Below are 2,346 nucleotides of genomic sequence, written 5' to 3'. Positions count from 1 at the left end.
TGCCTGTTATATTCTTAATCTTTAAGGCATCAACGACTAGTTTTGTATTATTACGTTCACTCATCGCCCAGCCAACAATTTGACGAGAATATAAATCAAGCATCATCGCAAGGTATAACCAACCCTGACGTGTTCGAATGAAGGTTGTATCTGATACCCAAGCCTGATTGGGCTTTGTTGTTCGAAAGTCACGCTTCAAACGATCAGGTGCGGGTGCTAATGTATTTTTAGAGTTTGTCGTGATAACAAATCGTTTAGCCATCTTAGATTGGATCCTTTCTGATTGCATCAACCTAGCCACCCGATTAACACTGACGAGAGCACCTGCTGCAATAAGATCTTGATGGATCCTAGGTGAACCATATGTTTGACGGCTTGCTTGATGAAAGCAACGGATCTTAGTGAGTAAGCTTTGTTTATTACGTTCAGTTGTACTAAGAGGTCTATCTAACCAATCATAGTAACTGTAGTGGTCTAATAAAGCTAGAAGGTTCCATAGCCTATAATTAACAAAAAAATAGGAAATGACATGACGATCAAAACAAGAAAAACGCGAGCAAATTTCAGCCCATCCCAAAAGAATGAATACGCAAAATTAATGGTCGAAGAAAGCTATACCAATAAACAAATAATGGAATTATCCGGTGCAGGTGCAACCGCCGTCACTCGATGGAAGCGGCAATATATTGCTGAGCAACGAGGTGAAGAAACTCCTGGGAAAATCCCCCTCGATGCTGATAAAAGACGGAGCAAGGAACTAGAAATGCAGATAGCTGACTCACAAGAGGATGTTCGCTTATTAAAAAAAGCCACCGCCTTGTTCATACGCGACAATCCCGCCTTAAGATGATTGATACTATGAATAAGGCCGATAAAACAGCTATATCAAAGCTATGCGAGCTATTTGATGTGCCCGTGTCTAGCCGTTACTACAAACCTGTTATTAATACTATCAATGAAGATATTATGGAAATAATGCAGAAAATACACCAAGAAAACCGAGAAGCATACGGCCAACGTAGAATGGTGGCAGGCCTTGAAGAACAAGGTATAAATATCGGAAGAACGAAAGTGGCTAACTTAATGGATAAAGCCAATATAGTCGCTAAACACCCTAAAAAGCCACATGATTATCAAGGTGGAAAAGAAAAGCCCAGTATACCTAACGTGCTGAAACGGCAGTTTGTTCAACCACAAGCTGACACACATTGGGTGGGCGATATCACCTACATCAGAAACCATCAAGGGTGGAGTTACCTTGCCACCGTGCTTGATTTAGGTACGCGAGAAATAGTGGGGTACGCCTTATCACAAACGCCTGATGCAGCACTGGCTAAACAAGCATTGCTCAATGCCATAAAATTAAAGCAGCCAAGCACGAAAGGTTTACTGTTTCACTCAGATCAAGGCGTACAATATCATGCTCGCCTGTGTAAACAGACACTTGCACTTCACGGCATGACTCAAAGCATGAGTCGTCGAGGAAACTGTTGGGACAATGCTGTTCAAGAAAGATTTTTCAGGAGCCTGAAAAGTGAATACTTGAATGGTCTATCATTCATAAACCATCAATCGGTTGTAACAACAGTCGACTATTACATTCGGTACTATAATAACAAAAGGATCAATTCTGCTATTGGCTATATAACGCCAGCACAGAAAAGACAGGATTTACCAAAAGTGGCTTAGAAACCTTACAGTTTTACTTGACCATTACAGATAGAAGAAACCAAACTTACAAGACTAATAAAACAAGGGGCTGTCCCAGATAACTAGCCCATTTCATCTTTAACCCATTGTTTCAACTGTTTTCATTGTGCTTGTGGCTTTGGGTTGTTAAATCGCCATTCACACTCCTTCAAAAACAGGTAGAAATGTGTTTTAGGAACACCATTAAATTTACGCATATGCCGCTTAGCCTGGTTCCAAAAATTTTCTATTCCATTGATGTGATTTTTCTTATCTGCAAACCGCTTTGAATGATTAATTCGGCAGTGTTTAAATGCTGATACATCAAGTACATTATAACCACGCCAACAATCAGAATATACAATACTATCAGGTTTTACTTTTCCTTGAATAATGGGCATCAATGTAGCCGAGCTCGCATCAGGGATTATTTTTGTGTAAACCTTGCCTCCCCGCTTTAACAAACCAAATACAGGTACTTTACCAGCGGCTCCACGACCTCGTTTTCCTTTTCGTCTTCCACCAAAGTAAGACTCATCTACTTCAACTTCCCCGCCAAAATACTCTTCCGCTTCTTGCGACAAATGTAGAAAGATAATTTCTCTCAATCTATGAAAATAATAGCCACCTGTTTTACGGTTAACGCCAGCCAGATCA

At 40.5% G+C, this 2,346-nt stretch carries 3 protein-coding genes and 1 pseudogene; 1 reads left to right on the top strand and 3 read right to left on the bottom strand.

Features of this window, described 5'->3' with window-relative positions; genetic code table 11:
* Together BTHERMOSOX_RS11845 and BTHERMOSOX_RS12140 are read right to left on the bottom strand one after the other, a co-directional pair.
* Positions 1-289, bottom strand: a 289-nt coding sequence (locus BTHERMOSOX_RS11845; protein WP_249360689.1) for a DDE-type integrase/transposase/recombinase, incomplete at its 3' end; no start/stop codon positions are given.
* A gap of 18 nt (positions 290-307) precedes the next feature.
* Positions 308-577 (bottom strand): annotated as a pseudogene (locus BTHERMOSOX_RS12140) (hypothetical protein); the annotation flags it as partial.
* Here BTHERMOSOX_RS12140 and BTHERMOSOX_RS10470 point away from each other — a divergent pair.
* Positions 530-1,689 (top strand): IS3 family transposase gene (locus BTHERMOSOX_RS10470; protein WP_138121091.1). Its coding sequence is split into 2 segments (ribosomal slippage): positions 530-818 and positions 818-1,689, totalling 1,161 coding nucleotides; the frame shifts between segments, so codons are not numbered across the junction. The pseudogene BTHERMOSOX_RS12140 and the gene BTHERMOSOX_RS10470 sit on opposite strands and share 48 nt — an antisense overlap.
* 122 nt (positions 1,690-1,811) lie before the next feature.
* On the opposite strand, the gene BTHERMOSOX_RS10465 is transcribed toward BTHERMOSOX_RS10470, so the two are convergent.
* The coding region (locus BTHERMOSOX_RS10465) for an IS1595 family transposase (RefSeq protein ID WP_138121090.1) at positions 1,812-2,346 on the bottom strand (535 nt) is incomplete at its 5' end.

The sequence above is a fragment of the Bathymodiolus heckerae thiotrophic gill symbiont genome (assembly GCF_900128515.1).
Taxonomy (GTDB): Bacteria; Pseudomonadota; Gammaproteobacteria; order PS1; family Pseudothioglobaceae; genus Thioglobus_A.
Note: the sequence above shows the minus strand (reverse complement) of the source record. Positions and strands in the feature narration are given on the sequence as shown.